The 22,864-nt window shown below is 39.1% G+C and carries 11 protein-coding genes; all 11 read right to left on the reverse strand.

Annotated features, from left to right (window positions below):
• A partial coding sequence (locus MK482_RS06650) for a mucin-binding protein (protein WP_268718299.1) occupies positions 1–7,415 on the reverse strand: 7,415 nt, incomplete at its 3' end.
• An 18-nt stretch (positions 7,416–7,433) separates the two neighbouring features.
• Complete coding sequence (locus tag MK482_RS06655; protein ID WP_268718331.1) at positions 7,434–7,514, reverse strand: YSIRK-type signal peptide-containing protein; 81 nt, start codon at positions 7,512–7,514, stop codon at positions 7,434–7,436.
• A 315-nt stretch (positions 7,515–7,829) separates the two neighbouring features.
• Entirely contained in the window at positions 7,830–14,717 is a 6,888-nt protein-coding gene (locus MK482_RS06660) for a MucBP domain-containing protein (RefSeq protein ID WP_268718300.1), read from the reverse strand.
• Positions 14,718–14,952: 235 nt separating this feature from the next.
• Complete coding sequence (locus MK482_RS06665; protein ID WP_268718301.1) at positions 14,953–15,831, reverse strand: glycosyltransferase family 52; 879 nt, start codon at positions 15,829–15,831, stop codon at positions 14,953–14,955.
• Positions 15,828–16,532 (reverse strand): cytidylyltransferase domain-containing protein, encoded by a 705-nt coding sequence (locus tag MK482_RS06670; protein WP_268718302.1) that lies wholly within the window; start codon positions 16,530–16,532, stop codon positions 15,828–15,830. Before MK482_RS06670 ends, MK482_RS06665 begins: the two co-directional genes overlap by 4 nt.
• Before the next feature lie 69 nt (positions 16,533–16,601).
• Positions 16,602–17,933: a glycosyltransferase gene (locus MK482_RS06675; protein WP_268718303.1), complete on the reverse strand. Its 1,332-nt coding sequence runs from the start codon at positions 17,931–17,933 to the stop codon at positions 16,602–16,604.
• Between the two features lie 237 nt (positions 17,934–18,170).
• A complete protein-coding gene (locus MK482_RS06680) occupies positions 18,171–19,208 on the reverse strand; it encodes an aldose epimerase family protein (protein ID WP_268718304.1) in 1,038 nt (345 codons plus the stop codon).
• A 115-nt stretch (positions 19,209–19,323) separates the two neighbouring features.
• Positions 19,324–20,490: an SIS domain-containing protein gene (locus MK482_RS06685; protein WP_268718305.1), complete on the reverse strand. Its 1,167-nt coding sequence runs from the start codon at positions 20,488–20,490 to the stop codon at positions 19,324–19,326.
• A 251-nt stretch (positions 20,491–20,741) separates the two neighbouring features.
• Positions 20,742–21,146, reverse strand: coding sequence for a PTS sugar transporter subunit IIA (locus MK482_RS06690; RefSeq protein ID WP_000167442.1), 405 nt, complete (start codon positions 21,144–21,146; stop codon positions 20,742–20,744).
• Positions 21,147–21,149: 3 nt separating this feature from the next.
• The gene (locus tag MK482_RS06695; protein ID WP_049491987.1) at positions 21,150–21,971 is read right to left on the reverse strand and encodes a PTS system mannose/fructose/sorbose family transporter subunit IID; all 822 of its coding nucleotides are present in this window, start codon (positions 21,969–21,971) and stop codon (positions 21,150–21,152) included.
• Entirely contained in the window at positions 21,958–22,863 is a 906-nt protein-coding gene (locus tag MK482_RS06700) for a PTS mannose/fructose/sorbose/N-acetylgalactosamine transporter subunit IIC (RefSeq protein WP_268718306.1), read from the reverse strand. Before MK482_RS06700 ends, MK482_RS06695 begins: the two co-directional genes overlap by 14 nt.
• Position 22,864 lies beyond the last annotated feature (1 nt).

Genomic DNA, 22,864 nt, shown 5'->3' on the forward strand with positions numbered 1-22,864 from the left:
ACTTTTCCATTTGGTAATTCAACCGTTACCTTAACTGGATCCTTCTTACCTGGTGTTGTCAAGTCTGGAATGTTTTCAACATTTGTGACCTTGCCACCTTCTGGAATCTTGATGCCTTTAGTGTAATCCTCTGGCGTTAATGGGGTAGATGTGACTGGTGTCTCAATCTCTTTAACAGGTGTTACATTAACTGGGACTTCTACTGTAATCACTTTTCCATTTGGTAATTCTACCGTTACCTTAACTGGATCTTTCTTACCTGGTGTTGTTAAGTCTGGAATGTTTTCAACATTTGTGACCTTGCCACCTTCTGGAATCTTGATGCCTTTAGTGTAATCCTCTGGTGTTAATGGGGTAGATGTGACTGGTGTCTCAATTGAGACTGGAACGACTTCTACTACGTTAACAGGTACAGGTACCTCTTTAGTCGCAACTACTTTACCATCTTTCACATACTCTACCACTACTGTCGCTGGGATTTGTACACCAACTGTTGCTGTAGGTGGTACTGTTCCTGTTTTAACTTCTGTAACTGTTACAGTAACTCCTGATGGAAGCCCCTTCACGTTATTAGCTGCTTTTTCAGCCTGTTCTTTAATAGCTTTTTCTAGTTCTTGCTTATCACTATCTTTAAGAACTGTTACACCTTCTGGGGTTACTTTTGGTAATACTGTCACTGGGACTTTTACTGTCTCTTCACCATTTGCATACTTAACTTTAGTTGGTACTGTTACATCGGTTGCTCCAACTTTATCCTTTGTATCTGGTAAATCAGCTTCTGTTGGATCTTGTACTGTTCCACCTTGTCCTGGTGTTACTGCATCTTTTACTTTAGCTATTTCAGGTTTATCGCCTTCAACAACGTATACTTGATCAGCATTTGAACCAACTACACTTACAGTAATTTCTGCATCTTTTGTATACTTAACGCCATCTACTGTATAGGTTACTGGGACTTTTACAGTTCCTTTGTTTGTTCCTGCTTCCGATGTAATGGTTGCAAGCACTTCTTCTGTAATCGCTCCAACTTCTACTTCTTTGGCACCATCTGGTAATTTAGCTTTGAAATCTGCTGAGTTTGCTACTTCTTCTGCTTTAGCTTTAGCTACTTCTTTAACTTTATCTATAGTTTCACCTTTTGGTACTGTTACTTCACCTTTAGCAACTGGCAATACTGTCACTGGTACTTTCACTTGTTCTGAATCTTTAATTCCGTCGTAAGTTACAGGGACCGTTACTTCTTTCTTACCTGTTGTTTTTGTTAGGTCTTCTGGAATTACAGGATTACCTCTAGTTCCATTAGCTCCTGGTGTTACTGCATCTTGAACAGTTTTAGATTCTACTGTATCACCTTCAAAGACTACCAATGATTTTGATGTTGAACCAACTACCGTTACCGGAACTTCTACTTCTTTAGAACCAACTACACGGCCTTTATCATCAGTATATTCAATAACTACCTTAGCTGGTTTTTGTTCTCCTGTAGCAGTTGTTTCAGGTTTTTCTTTCACTTCTTTAACAGTTACTGTTACACCTGCAGGAATACTATCTTTTGGTAATGCATCCACCACTTCTTGAGCTTTTGCTTTAACCATTGTTTCTAAATCTGTACTATCTTTAAGTACTGTTACTCCCGTTGGTTTAACAACTGGTAATACTTTAACAACCGTAGGGACTTCTACAAGTTTATCTTCACCATCTTTCGCAACTACTGTTACTTTCTTATCTCCAGGTGTTGTTGTATCTACATCACCATCTTTATAGGTGAACTTAGTTCCGTCTGGATATTGATCAGGATTAATGCTTTCAGATGGATCTGGTTGTGTATTTTGAGGATTTTCAAATACATATTGCACTTCAGGATCTACTACCACAACTTTAGCTGGAACTTTAACAATCGTATCTTCACCAACTTTAGCCACAACGACTACATCTTTCTCTCCCGATGTAGTTGTATCTACTGGAGTTTCATAAGTAAATTCCGTTCCGTCTGGATATTCACCCGGTGTGATACTTTGTTTAGCTTCTGGTTGTTTATTAGCTTTATCAGCCACAACGTATTGTGGAATACTGTCAACTACACGTACTGTTGCTGGAACTCTTACTAGTTCATTTCCATTTTCATCAGTAACAATAACCTTAACCCCTTTATCTCCAGGTGTTGTTGTATCTGGTTCTTTTTCGTAAGTGAATTTAGAACCAGCTGGATAATCATCTGGATTGATACTATCTTCTGCTTTTGGAGCTTCTTTTGGATCTACTGGGACAATTTGTGGATATCCTTCAACAACTTTAATCGGTACATTAACAGTTTCTTCACGTTTATTATCCCCTGAACCATATGTCACTGTCACAGGAGCTGTTAATGTGTCATCCCCAACTTTATCAGTTGTATCAGGAAGTTTAGTTTCATCTACTGTTTTCTCATTTCCTTTAGTAGTAACAGCATCTTTCAATTTTTCTGCAGATGGCTTATCTCCTTCTACGACATAAACTGGTGTTGTAGTGGATACACGTGGTTGAACTTTAATGGTAAACTCTTGAGTGATGTTTTCGTTTGTATCTTTCTTCGTATCAAATACTGGGTCTTTATCAAATGGATTGTCGATGATATCATATCCCATTGATTTCAAAACATCGATATGAGTTTGTACATCACTTTCAGAAATTGTTTCGCCTGATTTACCAGTTAAAGTCAATGCATGGTCGGTTAATTCAGTTTCTGTTTGAGTTTTTGGATCCACAGAAACAAATTTTACTTTTGCTTTTTGATCGTCTTTATCATAGGTAATCTTGATATTTGCTTTTGGATCCGTAATTTTTGGTGGTTTATAACCTTCTTCTGGATTTGCAGGATTTACTGGTTCTAATGGTGTTCCATTTCCATCTTTTGGAGTATATCCATCTTTATGAGGAATAATTTGTGTAATTTCACCAGTCTTGGTTGGATCATTTGGATCGTTAGGGAATGGAATTGGTTCTCCATCCTTACCAGTGGTTGGATCAACAGGAATCCAGCTTCCAATCTTCGTATAAGTAACTTTATCCGTTTCATCAGGGATTACTTTTGTATCTTTTGCAGGGGTTGCTGCTTCTTTAGCTGGAATTTCTTTTTTATCTGCGATATATCCTGGTAGAACATCTACTCCAACTTTATCCCATGTTTTATTTGGACTTTCCCAATCAGTATAGCTTACTCCTTTTGTGACAAGATTTACAGTTGCTTTTCTTGTGAATGTTACAGTTTGTTCTGTTGAATCTTTCGCTTTTTCTTCAGTTGCTGTATCTGATTCTTTCTTCACATATGAAATCACACGTTTAGCAGTTGTGTTCAAATCAGACTCAGCCAAACCTTCTGGCCATTTCAAATCTGGATTTTCACCATTTGGATCTACTGGGCTGTCTTTTTCATGAGGTGTTGAAGATGGAATTTCAATGATTCTAGGTTTAACCACAATTTTGAATGTTTGAGAAGGTGCTGGCGTACCATCTTGTGCATTGATATCTTCCTTGTCATCAAATGTTGGGTGATGATTATCTTGAATATGGTATTCATCACTTTCTACTTCATAACCTTGATTTTTAAGTTCTTTGATTTTGTTTTCAATATCTGTACTTGATGGTAATTCTGAACCAGATTTACCTGTTAAATCAAAGCTAGAAACCACTTCATTTGCGACTCCATCGACTTTCTTCTCAATCACTACTTTAGCTGTTTGAGTAGACGGTGTGTAAGTAATTGGTGATTCTCCAAACTTATCAGTCGGAGTAAATCCATCTGGTACCTTGTAACCTTGAGTTGGATCATTAGGATTTTTCGGTGTTAATTCTTGACCGTTATATACTGGAGTATAGCCTGGAACATATGGAATCGTTATTGTACTAAAATCACCTGGAACCGTTGGATCAGTCGGGTTATTTGGATAAGGAATTTTATCTTGAGCACCATTTGGTTTCTTACCTTCAGGATATTTAGGACTAAATGAACCAATTTCTTTATAAAGAACTTTAGTAACATCTGGAGTAACTGTTCCATCTGCTCCAGGAACTGGAGCTTCTTTTTCAGCCACTGTTTTATCAGTCGCATTTACTAATAAATAGTTGTTTACTACTGGTGATTCAACAGCATTGAATTTACCTTTTGTTCCGTCAGCCTTAGCATCAGTTAATTTATCAGATTCATTGTAAACTTCCCAATCAGAGTAAGTTACTTCTTTTGTTTCAGGGTTAACTGTTGCTGTACGTTTGTAAGTTACTTTTTGTACTTTTTCAGCGTATAGAGGAGTTGCATCTTCTTTGTTTGCATCTTCTTCTTTTAGATACTTAATTGTACGTGTAACTTCTTTAACTAAGTCCTCACGAGTAACTCCTGCTGGATATTTACCAAGATTTTCATCTCCTTCTTTTACAGGTGTATCTGCAGTTTTTGGAGATACTGGAGATGTTGTACTTGGGTCTGTTGGATCAGTTGTCACTGTTGGGTCTACTTTAATTAGGTCTAAGACATGAACATTAACAGTTGTTTCTGTTGATTTCTTACCTTCACTATCAGTTGATTGAACTTTTACAGTATAATCTCCAACTTTAGTTGTATCTAGATTACCTGCATCACTTACTGTAATCGTTGGTTTAGTAGAATCAACCCCATCACGATCATCTTCTAAGTCTGTTGCTGATGCTTTCGATTTATCTAAAACTTTATCATTGGTCCATTTGTCAGCTTCTTTTGTTTTATAAACATATAAATCTTTTTTCTCAACTGCTACTGTTGGAGCTTCGTTTAGAACATTAGCATAAGCTGGATCTGATTCGTTACCTGCTTTATCAAATACAGTAACTTTGATTCGTTTATCAGGATTTGTAGTTTCATTCGCTTCCGTCAAATCTGTACCTGTAGGAACTGGAACAACTAATTTACCATCGCGTTCTTCAACTTTTGTAGTACCAATATACCAACCATCTTCTTTTTTGTTGAGTGTTATTGGAGTTTTACTATTTGGTAAAGTAACTTTCATTGAAGTTAATCCACCAATAGCTGCACCGATTTTATCTACTGCTTTATCTACTGTTTCAGCACCAGCAGTGTGAGCTCTATCTACTCCATTATTTTTATCATTTTCAGCAACATCTTTTTTCTCACGTGCTTCATTTGTTAAATCTGTATTTTTAGTTGGAATAGAAACAAGTAACTCTTTTACTTGATTTTCATCTTTTTTCTCACCACGAATACTATCTGTATGCACGGCTTCTACTGTTGGTGTATCTGGTCTTTTTGTATCGATATAAATCGTTTTATTGTAGTAATAATCAGGTTGGTCTGTATTTCTTAAACCATTAACTACTGGATGATATTTTCCATCAGCATTTGAAACATCACCAGTATTTAAAAGTTGATTGTCTTTTCCATCCCTTAAACCATTTGGTAAGTAAGTTCTTACTTTAAATGTAGCAGTCCCTCTGTAATTATCCGTTGTTGTAAATGGTAATCTAAATAGACGTGAACCATCATTAGATCCTACTCCTATATAAGGTCCTACTCCATTATTAAATTTCGAAGTGTTATATCGAAGTTTTAATTTTCTTGTTTGAGGATCCCAAATGATATTTTTGGCTGAAACTGGAACATTTCCAAACCAAACATTTCCTGTAGGATTTGTAATGTTTTCAGGTAAAACTACCCCTTCAGGAACTTCGATTTCAGTTTCAGCACTACCATAGTGACGAATCCCACCAACACTATTAACAGTAAATTCTAATTCTCCTTTTTGTTTTGATTTATAAAGATTATCTTCTCCGAATTTCCCTTCTTTACCATTGGTTCTAACATTCGTAGTCATTTCCGTTCCTGAACCTACGGCTAAATTGACAGCTCCAACAAAGTAACCATCTTTAACTTTGCTATTAGTACCAGCTAAATAACTATTGTTAATTGCTGTTCCATCATCTAGTGCTTCAATTTCTACACGTACTCTTGTAGTAGATTGAGGAACTTCATAAATGGCACGGTATTCAGTCCAACCATCACCATTTCCTCCATCCCCTGAAGGTGCTGAGATATGCTCTGATTCATATTTTTCACCGATAGTATGGTCATCTCTAATACTAGAAATTTTTTCTCCAGTTACTGCATCGTACATTGTGATTTTTATTCGTTCACCTGTTCCAGCAGTACCCATATTTCCGTATGCACCACCAGTAATTGTACTTAACATTAATCTAGAGTTTCCATTAACTGCATATTCTTTAGAAAGCTTAGTACCTTTTTCACCTAATTCTAAGTAATATCCTTTAGGTAAATTATGTATTCCAACATTTCCTGAATAGTTTACACCATTTCCATAGTTTTGATTTGCAGCATGAACTCCAAGCGGATTTGTTGCTGTTGGATTATCAGGATTATTATAGTTCCTTTTAATAGTTCCTTGATTATCATAGACCTTGCTTGGCTTCCCTTGATACTCCGCTTCACGTCCTGCATCTGCAACTGCTGCTTCTGGTTTAATAGCAGTTACTTTTCCTGCATTTCCGTTTGCATCTGTAATTTTCCAACCATTTATTTCATTAGAAATTTCTTTTTCTTTCCAGTTGTATGTAATACCACCTGTTAATAGTTGTGTAGTAGCTTTACCTGTCTTATCAGATAAAATACTTTTTGACCATTGTTTCTCAACTTTAGTACTTTTTTCTGTAGAGTTTGTAAAGTCAACATCTCCAAATTGATCTTTTGCACTTTCAAATACACCCTCAGCTGGGTTATTTCCTGATCCTAATTTATTATTATTTGTTGGACCCTCTTTAGCAGGAATAATTGGATTTGCAGTTGTTGCTTCTCTAAAACCACTCTCCCCTTTTCCTGGAATCTCTTTTCCATTTCGTGGATCTTGGTTTTTATTTGTTTTTTCTACTTTAGCTTCTGTTTCTGATTTATCTTCTACAGTAGGAGACACTTTTGGCATACTCTCAATTACAAAAGCCTTTTCTCTTAATCTTGCAACAGTTTTATCTACCTCTACCTGAGTTGCTTTATCATTTGCTGATAAAGCTTGAGCTTCTAATAGTGTTGCCTTTGCATCCTCAATAGTTTTTGATGTTTTATTACTAATTTCAACTTTATCTATAGCTGATTGAATACGTGAAATCGCTTCTGATAACTTACTGAAGTCTACCTTTGCAATATTTTCTGGCGCTAGCTTATCTTCATTAACTAAAGCTTCAGCTGAAGTTACTACTGGTTTAGAAACTGGATCTTTAGAAGGAATTTCTTCTCTCTTGGTATCAGGACTCGCAACATTCTCTTCGTGATTTAAGCTTTCTTGAGATGGCGATGACTGTGGATTAGACAAATTTGAGCTCGTTCTTGCATCGTTTCCTTGAATAGTATCAGCTTTTGCAGTGGCTCCACCTCCAAACATCATAAGCGCAGCAATCGCTACCTATGCTGCACCGAAACTATACTTTCGGATTGAAAATCGTTGAACTTTTTGTCCATGATATTTTTTTGTTCGTGAGTACATTACTACTCCTTTGCTTATATTTTATTTACATCAAGAAAAGTCAGTAAGACCCTCAAATTGATACCAAGAAAAGTCCCGACTTCACCTACTGTATAATAAACATAATAACTCTATCTATTCATTATGTCAAGCAATTCGATATTTTAATCGATATAAATATATAAAAAAGCAAAGATAATTAATAGATTCAGAAATATGATTAACAACTCTATAACAACTTTCAAAAAAAGATTAAAAATTACCTCATAATTTACATAGAAAAAGGAGCGGATATGATATCCTACTCCTTATTCTTATCAGAAAATCTAATTAGAATTAGTCTTCTTTTTTCTTGCGAGCAACAAGTCCAAATCCACTCAAGACACCTAAAAGTCCAAGTGCCGCTAAGCTAGCATTGTCTTCTGTACCAGTGTTTGGAAGTTCAGCTTGTCCTTTAGCTTCTGATGAAGCCGCTGGAGCTTGTGGTGCTTCACCATTTTCTGGTGCCGATGGCATCGTTGGAGTTACTGGACCCACTGGGTTAGCCGGATTAGCCGGATTAGGCGGTGTTGTTGGCTGACTTGGGTCTGTAGGAACTACTGGAGTTTCTGGTTGACTTGGGTCTGTCGGTTTCACCGGACTTGTTGGATTTGTTGAAGGTGTTGATGGAGAACCAGGTTGAGATGGAGTGAGTGAGCCTCCATTTGTAGAACCTTCTTTGACTTCTTTATAAACGTATGTTACTTCTGTTGTTCCTTCTGTTACTTTACCAGTTTCGGCACCTTTAGTTGCAGTTGGTACTAATACGTATTTCTTACCATCTTTTGTAGTAATTGTAGCTGGTTTGTTGTCACTTGTGTCGTATGCTGAGCTTACAGATCCGTCAGTCGTATCTTTAACGTCTTCTGCGATTGTGTTACCTGCTTCGTCAGTGTAGTGAACAACTACATTTCCTTTCACTTCTTTGTAAACATAAGTCACTTCTGTAGTCTTACCTGCTTCAACATCACCAGTTTCGTTACCTTTAGTTGATGCTGGGACTAATTCGTATACTTTACCTTCTGGAGTTGTGATACGAGTTGGTTTCATGTCCTTATCAGAAGTATCGTATTTAGCTCCTGGTTTACCGTCTTTAGTATCAACAGCATCTGCTTGAAGTGTGTTTCCAGCTTCGTCTACGTAATGAACTACTACTTGTCCTGCTTTTTCGTAAACGTAAGTTACTTCAGTTTTACCTTCTACTACGTCTCCTGTTTCAGGTTTAGAATCGTCTTTAACAGCTTTTTCTGTTAAGTAATATTTAACACCATCTTTTTCGATTGTTGCTGGTTTATTGTCAGTTGTATCGTATTTATCACTTAGTGATCCATTTTCTACATCTTTCGTATCTTCAGCAAGTGTGTTTCCTTCTGTGTCAACGTAGTGAACGACTACATTACCAGTAATTTCTTTGTAGACGTATGTTACTTCTGTAGTTTCTCCAGCTTTCACTTTACCAGTTTCATTACCTTTAGTTGATGCTGGTACTAATTCGTATACCTTACCTTCTGGAGTTGTGATACGGTTTGGTTTCAGATCATTATCAGTAGTGTTGTACGCAGCTCCTGGTTTACCGTCTTTAGTATCAACAGCGTCAGTTTGGATTGTGTTTCCAGCTTCGTCTACATAGTGGACTACTACTTGCCCTGCTTTTTCATAAACATAAGTTACTTCAGTTTTACCTTCTACTACGTTTCCAGTTTCTGGTTTAGAATCATCTTTAACAGCTTTTTCTGTTAAGTAGTAAACAGTTCCGTCTTTTTCGATTTTCTCTAGTTTGTTGTCAGTCGTATCGTATTTAGCGTTTAGAGAAGCACCTTTTGTATCTTCTTTATCGTCAGCGATTACGTTACCTTCTGTATCAACGTAGTGAACCACTACATCACCAGTTACTTCTTTATAAATGTAAGTTACTTCTACTGTCCCTTCTGTTACTTTACCAGACTCTTCACCCTTAGTTGAAGTCGGTACAAGTACATATACTTTACCATCTTTAGTAGTGATAGTTGCTGGTTTGTTGTCACTTGTGTCGTATGCTGAGCTTACTGATCCGTCAGTCGTATCTTTAACATCTTCAGCGATTGTGTTACCCGCTTCATCAGTGTAGTGAACGACTACGTTTCCTTTCACTTCTTTGTAGACATAAGTCACTTCTGTAGTCTTACCTGCTTCAACATCACCAGTTTCGTTACCTTTAGTTGATGCTGGGACTAATTCGTATACTTTTCCTTCTGGAGTAGTAATACGAGCTGGTTTCATATCGTTGTCAGAAGTATTGTATTTAGCTCCTGGTTTACCGTCTTTAGTATCAACAGCATCTGCTTGAAGTGTGTTTCCAGCTTCGTCTACGTAATGAACAAGAACGTTTCCTGCTTTTTCGTATACATACGTGATTTCTGTAGTACCCTCAGTAACAGCACCGTTTTCTGGTTTAGAACCGTCTTTCAATTCTTTAGCTGTCAAGTAGTAAACTGTACCATCTTTTTCAAGTTTAGCTGGTTTGTTGTCAGTTGTATCATATTTATCACTTAGTGATCCATTTTCTACATCTTTCGTATCTTCAGCTAATGTGTTTCCTTCTGTGTCAACGTAGTGAACGACTACATTACCAGTGATTTCTTTGTAGACATAAGTTACTTCTGTAGTTTCTCCAGCTTTAACTTTACCAGTTTCATCACCTTTAGTTGATTGAGGGATTAACTCGTACACTTTGCCTTCTGGAGTAGTGATACGGTTTGGTTTCATGTCGTTATCAGCAGTATTGTAGTCTGAGTTTGGTTTACCGTCTTTTGTATCAACAGCGTCCACTTGGATCGTGTTACCTTTTTCATCAGTGTAGTGAACGACTACTTGTCCTGCTTTTTCGTAAACGTAAGTTACTTCAGTTTTACCTTCTACTACGTCTCCGTTTTCTGGTTTAGAGTCATCTTTAACAGCTTTCTCTGTTAAGTAGTAAACAGTTCCGTCTTTTTCGATTTTCTCCGGTTTGTTGTCAGTTGTATCGTATTTAGCGTTTAGAGAAGCACCTTTGGTATCTTCTTTATCTTCAGCAATTACGTTACCTTCTGTATCAACGTAGTGAACGACTACATCACCAGTAACTTCTTTATAAACGTATGTTACTTCTTTCGTTTCACCCGCAACAACTTTACCAGTTTCATCACCTTTAGTTGCTGTTGGTACAAGTTCGTATACTTTTCCTTCTGCGGTTGTGATACGGTTTGGTTTCATTCCGTTATCTGCAGTGTTGTAGTCTGATCCTGGTCTTCCATCTACAGTGTCTTTAGCACCTGAAGCTACATTCGCACCATTCGCATCAACACCTACTAATGGAGTTCCATCTTCTGTTTGGTAGTTAACTACTACTTGTCCTGCTTTTTCGTAAACATAAGTTACTGTAGTTGTTCCTTCAACAACATCACCAGTAGTCGGTTTAGAACCATCTTTAAGTTCTTTAGCTGTTAAGTAATATTTAACACCATCTTTAGTGATTTCATCTTTTTTGTGCTCTGCTGTGTCGTATTTAACGTTTAGAGAAGCATCTGTTTCATCTTTTTCTTCTTCAGCAAGTGTGTTTCCTTCAGTATCTTCATACTTAACAACAACATTACCTTTAACTTCTTTATAAACGTAGGTTACTTCTTTAGTTTGACCTGATTCTACCGTACCTGTTTCATCACCTTTAGTTGCTGTCGGTACTAATTCGTATACTTTTCCTTCTGCAGTTGTGATACGAGTTGGTTTCATTCCGTTATCTGCAGTGTTGTATTCAGAACCTGGTTTTCCATTGTCAGTGTCTTTTGCACCTGAAGCAATATCTTTACCGTCTGCAGTTCCTACTAATGGAGTTCCGGCTTCTGTTTGGTAATTAACGATGACTGATCCAGCTTTTTCGTAAACGTAAGTTACTTCAGTCTTACCTTCTACTACGTCTCCGTTTTCTGGTTTAGAATCATCTTTAAGACCGGCTTTTGTAATGTAGTAGACAGTTCCGTCTTTTTCGATTTTCTCTGGTTTGTTGTCAGTTGTGTCGTATTTAGCGTTTAGAGAAGCACCCTTAAGGTCATCTTTGTCAGCTGCGATTGTGTTACCTTCTGTGTCAACATAGTGAACGACTACGTCCCCAGTAACTTCTTTATAAACGTATGTTACTTCTTTCGTTTCACCCGCAACAACTTTACCAGTTTCGTCACCTTTAGTTGCTGTTGGTACTAGTTCGTATACTTTTCCTTCTGCATTTGTGATACGGTTTGGTTTCATTCCGTTATCAGAAGTATCATAATCAGATCCTGGTCTTCCGTCTACAGTGTCTTTTGCACCTGAAGCTACGTTTGCACCAGCTGGGTCAACACCTACTAATGGAGTTCCGTCTTCTGTTTGATAGTTAACGACTACTTGTCCTGCTTTTTCGTAAACGTAAGTTACTGTAGTTGTTCCTTCAACAACATCTCCAGTAGCTGGTTTAGAATCATCTTTAAGTTCTTTAGCTGTTAGGTAGTATTTAACACCATCTTTAGTGATTTCGTCTTTTTTGTGGTCTGCTGTATCGTATTTAACGTTTAGAGAAGCATCTGTTTCGTCTTGTTCGTCTTCAGCGATTACGTTACCTTCAGTATCTTCATACTTAACAACTACGTTACCTTTAACTTCTTTATAAACGTAGGTTACTTCTACAGTATCTCCAGCTACAACTTTACCAGTTTCATTTCCAATTGTAGAAGCAGGTACTAGTTCGTATACTTTTCCTTCTGCAGTTGTGATACGGTTTGGTTTCATTCCGTTATCTGCAGTGTTATAGTCAGTTCCTGGTCTTCCATCTGTTGTATCATTATTAGTTTCAGGAACATTATTTCCTTCTAGATCTGTACCAGAAATTGGGTTACCTTCTTGATCTGTATAGTGAACGACTACTGATCCAGCTTTTTCGTAAACGTAAGTTACTGTAGTTGTTCCTTCAACAACATCTCCAGTAGCTGGTTTAGAACCGTCTTTCAATTCTTTAGCTGTTAAATAGTATTTAACACCATCTTTCTCGATAGATTCTTTTTTGTGGTCAGCTGTATCGTATTTAACATTTAGAGAAGCATCTGTTTCATCTTGTTCGTCAGCAGCAAGTGTGTTACCTTCAGTATCTTCATACTTAACGACAACATTACCTTTAACTTCTTTATAAACGTAGGTTACTTCTTTAGTTGTTCCTGACTCAACCTCACCTTCTTCTTCACCTTCAGTTAAGTCTGGAACTAACTCGTATACTTTGCCTTCTGCAGTTTTAATACGTTCTGGTTTCATTCCGTTATCCGCAGTGTTATAAGCTGTTCCTGGTTTACCATTATCAATGTCTTTTGCACCTGATTCTACAGTTTTACTTTCGTTACCAACTACTGTTCCTGTAAGTGGAGTTCCATCTTCAGTTTTGTAGTTAACGATTACTGATCCAGCTTTTTCATAGATGTAAGTTACTTTTGTAACACCTTCTACTACTGTTCCTGTTTCAGCTGGTGATGTAGTTTCTGTACCATTTACAGATGTCATTGTGTTTGCTTCGTTTAGGTAGTAAACATTTCCTTGTGCATCTGTAAGTTTTTGAGGTTTTTCAGTTTCATTTTCTTTAGTGTTGTAAGGTACGTTTTTAGAAGCTGTAGTACTACTTACAATTACATCATTTCCATCAGCATCAACATAGTATTTCTCAGTTACTACTTCAGCTACTGTTTCAGGAGTATCAGTGTAAGGAGCTTTTAATTCTGTTCCGTCTTCTGTTTGGTAGTTAACGACTACAGAACCTTTTTTCTCGATTTCACGAGTTTTTTCTTCAGCATAAGTGTAAGTGATTGTTGTATTACCACTTGCTACACGGTATGCACGAAGAGGAGTGATTTCGTCACGATAAGAATACTCTTCAACATCCAACGAAGGAGCATTAAGTCTAAGAAGAAAACCACCCTCTTCTAATTCCAATGTATCTGAGCTAGAAACGCTTGATGTATCTGCTGTTAAATCTCTTGTAGGTCTTCCTTTAGCATCAACTTGGTCTTCAGCTATTCCCGCTAATCCTATAGAAACATATCGTTTGAAATTTAAAAGGTTATCTTCAAGTCCTTTTCCTTGAAGATATGCAAGATACCCTTTTACAAGAGTTTTGTTCTCTACTCCTGTTAAAGTATCTGGAGCCGCTTTAAAGTTTTGTACCATTGCATATGTTCTATTTAAAGTAGCCCCAGTTCCATCTACATCATCTGCTACATTATCACTAGATGACAATGGTATGCTTCCTGTTAAAGCCTGACTCTCACCATTAGCTGTTACATAGGTATTTTTCTCAAGGACGAAAACATAGTCTCCTTCTTTGATTCCTCCATCAGCAGTTACATTAGCTGAATTGAAGTCTTTTGCTGCAGCTTCTCCAGCTTTGAAAGCTTCTACCATCTTAGCATCAGAAGTGATTGCACCTGAATCTGCTTGTACATATTTACCATATGTTCCTTTTCCTGTTTGTTCAACGATCCAAGCTTTCCCACCAGCTTTTACAGTATCATAAGTGATTTTACCTTCTGCATTACTTAATCCTTCTGGAGTAAGTTTCGCGGTTACATCACCTAGAGTTGTGTCAGAGTATACTCCTCCACCGTTTCCAGTAGTTTCAACTTTAGATTCTCCGATTAGGTGGTAAGTTTTCCCATCTTTTTCGATTGTTGCTTTTTTACCGTTTTCTTTAGCGTCGTTTAGGTCGCTATCTTGTGCATCGCCACCAGTAGTCTCTTTGAAAACTTCTCCTGATTTACCGTATACATTGTATGTTGTTTCAATCGTTTTATCAGCACCAGAATTTTGGTTTTTATTTTCTTCTAGTACAGTATTTCCTTCAGCAGTTACGTATTTGTAATCTACTTTTCCTGTTTTAGTAATTGTATTTGTTCCCTCTGCAGTTGGATTAGTTGAAAATTCCCTACCTTCATTTGGATTCTCAATATTAGCTGTATCTACAATTACTGACCCCTTATCATTTGAGATCGTTGTTGTGTTGTCGCTGTTTTCTTTCATCGCCGCTTCTACAGTCTGGGTTTGTCCTGCCATTGCAAGGGCTGCACCGATAATCAGACCGACTGTACCAATCTTGACTGAGTCTGAACGACCGTCTTTAAACTTACGAATGGAAAATTTTTCTTTTTTATTTATAAACATCCTTAGTATCCTTTACGACTATTTTTTGCATAATTTCCAAAATTCACCACATTTTTATAGTAAACAACAATTGATAAACTCGAAAATCTAACGTTCCTATTTTAACATTTCAAAACCTCTCACACAAGAAATTTGATTACTTTTTGATCATTCAAACTATAGTTTTTAACTATATTTATATATAAAAAATCCATACAGATGCATGGATTTACATGTTTAAAAATATACATTTATACTACCAGCCAAGTGAAACCCTTTCAAACTGACAACCTAATCGTCGCAATTCTTTTTGACGGTCCTCATAGTAGGGGAGAGAAATACCTGTAATGGTCACATGAGGCAGGTCTTTTAAGTGCAGGCTGACAGACGAAGTAAAGTGATAGACATGAACGAACTCGTATTCTTGGATGAGTTGGGCTAGGACATCTTCAAAGATGAGCTCCGACTCCAAGTAGGTCACATCAGGGATAGTAAAGGTTTCCTTGGGATGGGGTAGATAGAGGTCAATGGCCAAGGCCTTGGCATAGGTACTAATAAAGCGGATGGAGATCTGATCATCCTCTTCAGAGAACTTTTGCCCCAGCAGGACTTTAACCGTCTTACCATTTGAGACGGGAGCTTGTGGCAGGTCAAAAAAATGCTCCAAATAGACTAGCTTCTCTCTAGCCACGACATGGTAGTCACTGCGATAGAGGGTATAGTGTTTTTCCGTCCGCTCAATCAGGTCATCTCTGGTCAAGCCCAAAGAACCCACCTGACTTGTTTGAAGGGGCCAAGCATACATACCCAAGGGATAAATATCCGCATAACCATCATCGAAACTCATGAGGTGCTGGTAGGTCGAACTAGCAACCAAGTCCAGCACCAAGCTATTGTCAAAACTAGCATAAAAGATAGTGTCATAGTCTCCGGTCAGCTCCTGACAAATCTGAACCAAGTCCTCTGCCGTCTGAGGATAGTGAACGTGGTCAAAACCCTTGGCATAATGCTCCTGACAAGCATTTTTTACAGGACTGACATAAAGGCTGACAAAGTCCTGATCAGGATAGAGTCCTTTGATATGCTGTGCAATCTTGGCCTGCAAGGGCGTTGTGGCAATGATGAGGTATTTCATCTCTTTGATTCTCCTAGGTGGTGATGGTGCAGCAAGGTCTCAACGACTTCAAAGTCCAAGGCATCGTCGATATCATAAGAATAGAGTTTGGGCATTTCATAGGCTACTGTCTTATCTGTGTAAAAGGTCTCATCTCGTAGGTAACGATCCTTGCGAGAAATCCAGATACTACCGTTGGGATAGTAATATACAGGTTCTTTCTGCCGAGCATAGTGCTTGGAAACCTGAGGCGGACGGATAAATGACGACTCCGCTAATTGCAAGTAAAGACTACGACTCTTGTCCGCCTTAACACAGGAAATCAAATGGTCAGCTCCAGACTGACAGTAGAGCTGGTAGGACTCGATAAGATGCTCTACTTCTCTCAGGGGTGAAGTCACCTGTAGATTCACAAAGACCTGCTCTTCCTCAAAGGGCTGTAAAAAGTCTCGTAAGGTTTCTAAGCTAGAGGTTGTTGATAGGGCCAATTCTTTTGGTCTATGGACACAACGAATCTCTGGATAGGCTTGACGACAGAGTTCTAAATAGGCTAATGAGTCTGAGGAAACCCAGATGTCACTAAATAGCTTAGAGGCTAGAGCAACTTCTATGGTATAGAAAACCAAAGGTTTGCCTGCAAGCGGTTTGATATTTTTATCCACCAAGCCGCGTGAACCCGAACGGATCAAAATGACAGCTATGGGTTTAGATTTTGCTTTCATATAGTCTTCCTTTGGTTTTATATTGTATTGGACCAGTGAGAAAAGCTAGATTGATCAACTTACAACATCCTATAAGTTCCTATCTAGTAGTTCGCGGTAGCCTTGGGCCACTGTCCCTAGTGAATAGTGAGATGCTAGGGCGATATTTTCTGCATTTGACTGTCCATAGTCTGCTTGCTCCATCTCTTCTATCATTTGAATCAATTGTCCCTTATTCCGGAAGAGGCGGATGGCATCTGACTTGTCAGCATAGAAACGATGGGCAATTTCCACATCTGATAACAAAGCCAGCAAACCTTGATTGAGGGCTTCGACGCAGGCATTGGCAAATAACTCTGTATAACTAGCCGACAGATAACATTTATGCAGATGATAAGGTACTTCGTCAACGATACCTTTAAAGTGAATGGTTGGTGGCAGATCGTAGCGATTGCGCAGTTCCTCCAGACGCTCCTCTGTACCACCATAAAAAGTAATATGGGCCTTGGAGCCACGTTTGTAGAGTTCGATAAAGGCTTCAATGACAAGCTCCACGTTCTTGCCTTCTCCCATATGACCCACTAAACAATAGTCTAGCACAGGTCCCACTTCTTTTATTTGACCGGGATTTTCTGTAAACATAGGTGGCAGGAATCTTGTCTGGTAACCTTCCTTGGCCAAGCTTTCTGTCAACTTTTCACTGGCAACTAGGTATTTGTTTGTCTTGCGCAGATTGGCGAGGCGTAAGTCTCGCATGACATTTTCATGGATGACTTCATAGTAATTTTTGTCCGTGTTTTCCATATAACGCCAGAGGCTGGGTTTGGGAACGATTTGTTGGTCACGGATGAAGAGGTCGGTTTGCTGGGCCCATTTGGCTAAGAACTTAACCAGCAAGTCCTCTTCAGAACGGATTTCTCCTCCTATGCGGTAGATGTATTCTGGGTAAAAGATAGTGACAGGAGAGGGTTCTTTAAAGGGATCGATAAAGCGTCCTTCCAGAGCCAATTCTCCATTTTCATGATACCAACGAAGTTCCTTTTCCTTGAAATCTTCAAACAAGAAGGGACCCTTGGTATAGTAATATCTCCCCGAGCCATCTCCTAGGGTAACAGAGGCCACAAAACCATCTTCATTGAGTTCAACCTGATCTCCATCTGCTAGCGTTAAACTTTCTGGCTTCACTGATAAGTCTGCATGACCTATATCTGAAAAACTATGCGGAACACATATCAGTTCTTTTTCTAAAAATCCTAACTTAATCAAGTCTTTCTTCCAGTCAGGACGAAGCTGAGGACTCGACACAAGGTGGACATATTCCAAACCCAGATGTCGTGCTATACGGGCTCGATAGACTTGGGTACTCTCAAAGCCATAGCGATGGATTTCCTTTGCTGGATGAATGCTGACAATTCTCGACATGCTATACACTCTTTCTCTATTATTTATTACTTACAAATAAAAAACCACCCTCACAAAAAGGCGAGGGTGGTTCATCCGTTACAATGCTTGGGGATTTCCTAGCAAGTTCCCCCTCAAAAGGACTTTATGCTATTCTATCACAAAGACTGACCATCTGCAAGATAGACTAATTTAGAGATCATAATCTGAATCCCATGAAAAATTAACGTCGGTAATACCTACAACAATTCTATTGCTTTATTTCACAACAAGCTCATAACGTGTCTTACTTGTAAAGGTTTGACCGGCTTTGAGAATGACTTGGTCTTTGAGGTCACTGTGAATGGCATCTGGTAAAGCTTGCGCTTCAAGAGCAATCCCATTGTGCTGTAGCATTGGCTGGCCTCCTATGATGACACTTTCATCCACAAAGTTTGCTGTGTAGACCACAAAGCAAGGAGCTTCTGTCTTGAAAAGCAGGAAGCGACCTGAGTTTTGGTCATAAAGGAAACCAGCATTGTCATGACCTGCAGGAAGAGCAAATGGATGATCTAAACCATACACAAGTTGGATTTGCTCATCTCCCTCTGCAAAGATATCCTTCAACAAGGCACCATTGTAGATGTGTTTGACTACATCACGGTTGGCTTCTGGAGTTTTGGCAGGAACACCGTCGGGAGCGATTGGGTAAATGCCCTCTGTGTTTAGTTGGAAAACATGACGGTCAATCGTCTTTGTGAAATCACCAGACAAGTTGAAATAGCTGTGGTTGGTTGGATTGACCAACGTATCTTGATCGGTCGTCACCTTGTAGCTGATTTCATAGGCACCAGTTTCTTCTAAGTGGTAACTGATCCAAATCTTGAGATTGCCAGGAAATCCTCCTATCCCATCTGTACGCTCTGTGTAGAGGGTCAAGCCATGATTGCTTACTTCTTCAACTTCAAACAAGCTGGAATCCCAACCTGTTGAGCCACTGTGGTTGCAGTTGCTAGCATTGTTGACTTCAAGGTCATAAGTCTTGCCATTAAGCTCAAAGGTCGCACCTGCAATACGGCCCGCTACAGGACCTACGCTAGCTCCATGCTTGGGACTATTGCCTACATAGCTATCAAAGTCATCAAAACCCAAGATAACATTGGCAAAATTTCCAGTCTTGTCAGGTGTGACATAGCGCAAGATAGTTGCACCATAAGTCATGACCTCAAGCTGGTAGCCACCGTCCGTCTCAAATCGATAGGCCAAGACATCTTTGCCCTCAACATTTCCAAATACACGCTCTGTGTATACTTTCATTCTCTTCTCCTTTTACTATTTCTCTCAAGCAAACAAACCATAGAAAGCGAATTGACAATCTATGGTTTGCCTGATAATATACAAATCCTCTTGTCAAGAATTCATAAACGCAGTATTACTTCTGATATTCGTGGATGATAACACCTTGTACCACACGGTTTACGGTACCTGTAGGAGACGGTGTATCAGGTTTATTTTCTACCTTGAGTGAAGTCAATAGGGCAAAGAGTTGGGCATAAACGATGTAAGGGAAGACACGGTAAATATCATTCAAGACACCGCCACAACCAAGGGCCACTTCTTTGACATTTTCAAGACCAAAGGCTTGATCAATCAAAAGCACAACACGGCGAGCAATGTGATCACCCGCAACTTCACGAACCAAGTCCAAGTCGTACTTACGAGTGTAGTCTGTCGTTGTTCCAAAGACCAAAACAACTGTATCTTCGTTGATCAGAGATTTTGGACCGTGACGGAATCCAACTGGGCTTTCATACATGGTCGCCACTTGGCCAGCTGTCAATTCCAAAATCTTGAGCTGAGCTTCATGAGCAAGACCGAAGAAAGGACCAGCGCCTAGATAGATGACTCGGTTAAAATCTAGGTCAACAAGTTCTTTGACATCTTCTGCATCGTCTAGAATTTTACGGGCAAGACTAGATACAACTTCAAAACGTTCAGCTTTAACAGCAAATTCTGTAGGATCAAAGACCAAGAGAGCTGTCAACATCATAGACGTAAAGCTAGAAGTCATGGCAAATCCAGCGTCATTAGAGGCAGCTGGTTGCAAAAGCAAGAGATTGCGGTCATCACCATGGGCTTGGAGAGCCAATTTACCGTCCGCTGCACAAGTAATCGTCACTTGATAAAGCTCATCCACCAAGGCTTTTGCCAAATCAACAGTCGCCACACTTTCAGGCGAGTTCCCACTACGAGCAAAAGACACAAGGACAGTTGCCACATCTTTTTTCAAATAAGTTTCTGGATTGGCAACGATATCTGTTGTCGCAATGGCATTGAAATTCCACTTGCGTTCGTCATAGGCTTCCTCAAAGTATGGTACCAAGGTATCTCCCACATAAGCAGAAGTCCCAGCACCTGTCAAGATAACCTTGATATAGTCATGTTTATCAGCAATCCCTTGTAGGAAGGCTGCAATTTCTTCACGTTTTGCTTGATAAGATTCAAAAGCTTCTTTCCATACATCAGGCTGTTGGTAGATTTCACGTGTAGTGATTTCTGCACCCAATTCAATCAAGTCTTCTTTTGTATAATGTAGCATTGAGTTCCTCTTTTTCTATTAAATATGGGAATGGGAGTAAGCCCCATTCCCATGTATATTCTATATAAAATGCTCTAACGATTTTCACGTTGTCACATCGTATACTCAATGAAAATCAAAGAGCAAACTAGGAAACTAGCCGCAGGCTGCTCAAAGCACTGCTTTGAGGTTGTAGATAGAACTGACGAAGCCAGTAACATCTATACGGCAAGGCGACGTTGACGTAGTTTGAATTTGATTTTCGAAGAGTATTATTCATCTTCGTCATCATCGAAGCCAGCTAACAGGTCATTAACTTTCACAATGCTTTCCGCAGCACGGTTCTTATAGTCCGCATCTGCACCTGTAAGGCTAGCATTGATAAATTCAATCACCATTGGAAGATTCATCCCTGCGTAAAGTTCGATATCACGACCTTCCATGATCAAGCGACTCACCACGTTACATGGTGTACCACCAAGAAGATCCGCAAAGACTAGGAAATCATCCAATCCTTCGATAGCAGCTTCAAATTTTGCAGTAAAGTCTTCTGGTCCATCTTCTGGAAGAAGAGCTACCGCATGAATATTGTCTTGTGGACCCATAATCATTTCTGTGCTACCTTTAAGTTCCTCACAGAAGCGACCATGACTCACCAAAATTAATGATTTCGTCATAAATTATACGCCCATTCCAAGCAAGAATTTACCGATGAATGAAAGACCTACTGCAAGAGCAATGATGATACCAATTGCTTTTGTAGAGTTCATACCTTTCTTACCAAGCAACCAGAAGATAAAGGCAGTAAAGATTGCTGGAAGTAAGCGTGGGAAGATTGAATTCAAGATGTCTTGGAAGTCAATCATTTTTTCACCGATTGGCAATTTATAAGAAACTTCAAAGTTGATCATTGTTGCTACAAGAGCACCCATCATGAAGACACCAAGTACAGATGCAGCGTCAATCAAAGCTGTCAAAGTACTTTGCATGTTGTTGATAAGGTTAACCCCTTCTTTGTAGGCAAATTCTAACTGTTTCCAACGGAAAATGTCATACACTACTGCAACTGCAATCCAGAGGAAGATACCCCATGGTTGGCCAGCGATAGCCATAGTTGCTGCGATAGATCCCATGATAGCAGGTACAAGTGAACCAAAGATAGTATCTCCAAGAGGAGCGAATGGTCCCATCAAACCTGTCTTGATACCGTTAACGGCATCTTTTGAACCTACACCATCTTTTTCTTCCATGGCAAGGTCAAAACCAGCGATGATTGTGTGGAAGAATGGTGAAGTATTGAAGAATTGAGTATGAACTTTCATCATTTCTTTCAATTCAGGAGTTCCATCCCCATACATTTTACGCAATTGAGGCAAGATCATGTAAAGGTAACCAGAAGCTTGCATACGTTCGTAGTTCCAACCTAATTGGAAAGTAAACAAGCTACGTTTGTTGATTTGATTAAAATCTTCTTTTGTAAGTTTGTAATTAGAATTCGTCATCTTCGATTTCCCCACTTTCTAATGGTGTAGAAGGTGCTGCTACAGCTACTTTTTGACTATTTTTGAAGTGAAGCACTGCAAGGAAGATACCCACGATAGAGATACCAATCATAGACAAACCTTTAAAGTTGTTGACAAAAGCAATTTTTTCAGCCACATCTTTAGGTAGAGTACCTACGATACCAGCAACAGCGCCACCAAGACCAGTTACGTATGAGTAAAGAACAGTCAACATAGCTGTTAAACCGAATCCCATAGCAAGGTAGTGAAGGTTACGTTTAACTGGAAGGTAACGAAGCAAGATTGCAAATCCAAGACCTGGAAGCATACGTCCTGCAAGTGTCAAACCATCTGCAACCCATTGGTATTGTTTAACCAAGTCTACTACTGTTTGTACAAATGCACCACCAAAGGCAAGGGCAAAGAAGACTGGAAGGGCACGAGAAAGAGCCCAAGGAAGAGCACCAAGAAGGTAGTTGCGTTCGATTGCTTTATAGTCAAAGCGTTCGATTGCAGCATCAATACGGTGTGCGAAGAAAGTAGTTGTCATACGTCCAAGAACGTCGAAGTATGTCAAAAGTGCTGCTACTGGTACAGCGATTGTTGTAATCGCAAGGTCTGTAGCAATTCCTTGTGAAACTGAGAATGCTGTTGCAAGAACCGCACCAGAAGTTGCGTCGATACGAGAAGCACCACCGAAGGTACCAACCCCAAGAACGAACAACTGCAAGCTACCACCGATAAACAAACCAGTTGTCACATCTCCCATGATTAAACCAGTAATGAAACCAGCAAATACAGGGGAACCTGCAGATGAAACGATCGTCAACTCATCACAGATTTGATAAGCTGAGTACAAAGTGAGAAGTAAAATTTGCCACCATTGTATCATA

The organism is Streptococcus mitis (assembly GCF_026782865.1).
Classification (GTDB): domain Bacteria; phylum Bacillota; class Bacilli; order Lactobacillales; family Streptococcaceae; genus Streptococcus; species Streptococcus mitis_CG.

Excerpts from the sequence above, each read along its gene's own strand:
- MK482_RS06695 (WP_049491987.1), bottom strand. The coding sequence starts at position 21,971 with ATGACGAATTCTAATTACAAACTTACAAAAGAAGATTTTAATCAAATC.
- MK482_RS06690 (WP_000167442.1), bottom strand. The coding sequence starts at position 21,146 with ATGACGAAATCATTAATTTTGGTGAGTCATGGTCGCTTCTGTGAGGAA.
- MK482_RS06665 (WP_268718301.1), bottom strand. The coding sequence starts at position 15,831 with ATGAAATACCTCATCATTGCCACAACGCCCTTGCAGGCCAAGATTGCA.
- MK482_RS06680 (WP_268718304.1), bottom strand. The coding sequence starts at position 19,208 with ATGAAAGTATACACAGAGCGTGTATTTGGAAATGTTGAGGGCAAAGAT.
- MK482_RS06700 (WP_268718306.1), bottom strand. The coding sequence starts at position 22,863 with ATGATACAATGGTGGCAAATTTTACTTCTCACTTTGTACTCAGCTTAT.
- MK482_RS06685 (WP_268718305.1), bottom strand. The coding sequence starts at position 20,490 with ATGCTACATTATACAAAAGAAGACTTGATTGAATTGGGTGCAGAAATC.
- MK482_RS06660 (WP_268718300.1), bottom strand. The coding sequence starts at position 14,717 with ATGTTTATAAATAAAAAAGAAAAATTTTCCATTCGTAAGTTTAAAGAC.
- MK482_RS06670 (WP_268718302.1), bottom strand. The coding sequence starts at position 16,532 with ATGAAAGCAAAATCTAAACCCATAGCTGTCATTTTGATCCGTTCGGGT.
- MK482_RS06675 (WP_268718303.1), bottom strand. The coding sequence starts at position 17,933 with ATGTCGAGAATTGTCAGCATTCATCCAGCAAAGGAAATCCATCGCTAT.
- MK482_RS06655 (WP_268718331.1), bottom strand. The coding sequence starts at position 7,514 with ATGTACTCACGAACAAAAAAATATCATGGACAAAAAGTTCAACGATTT.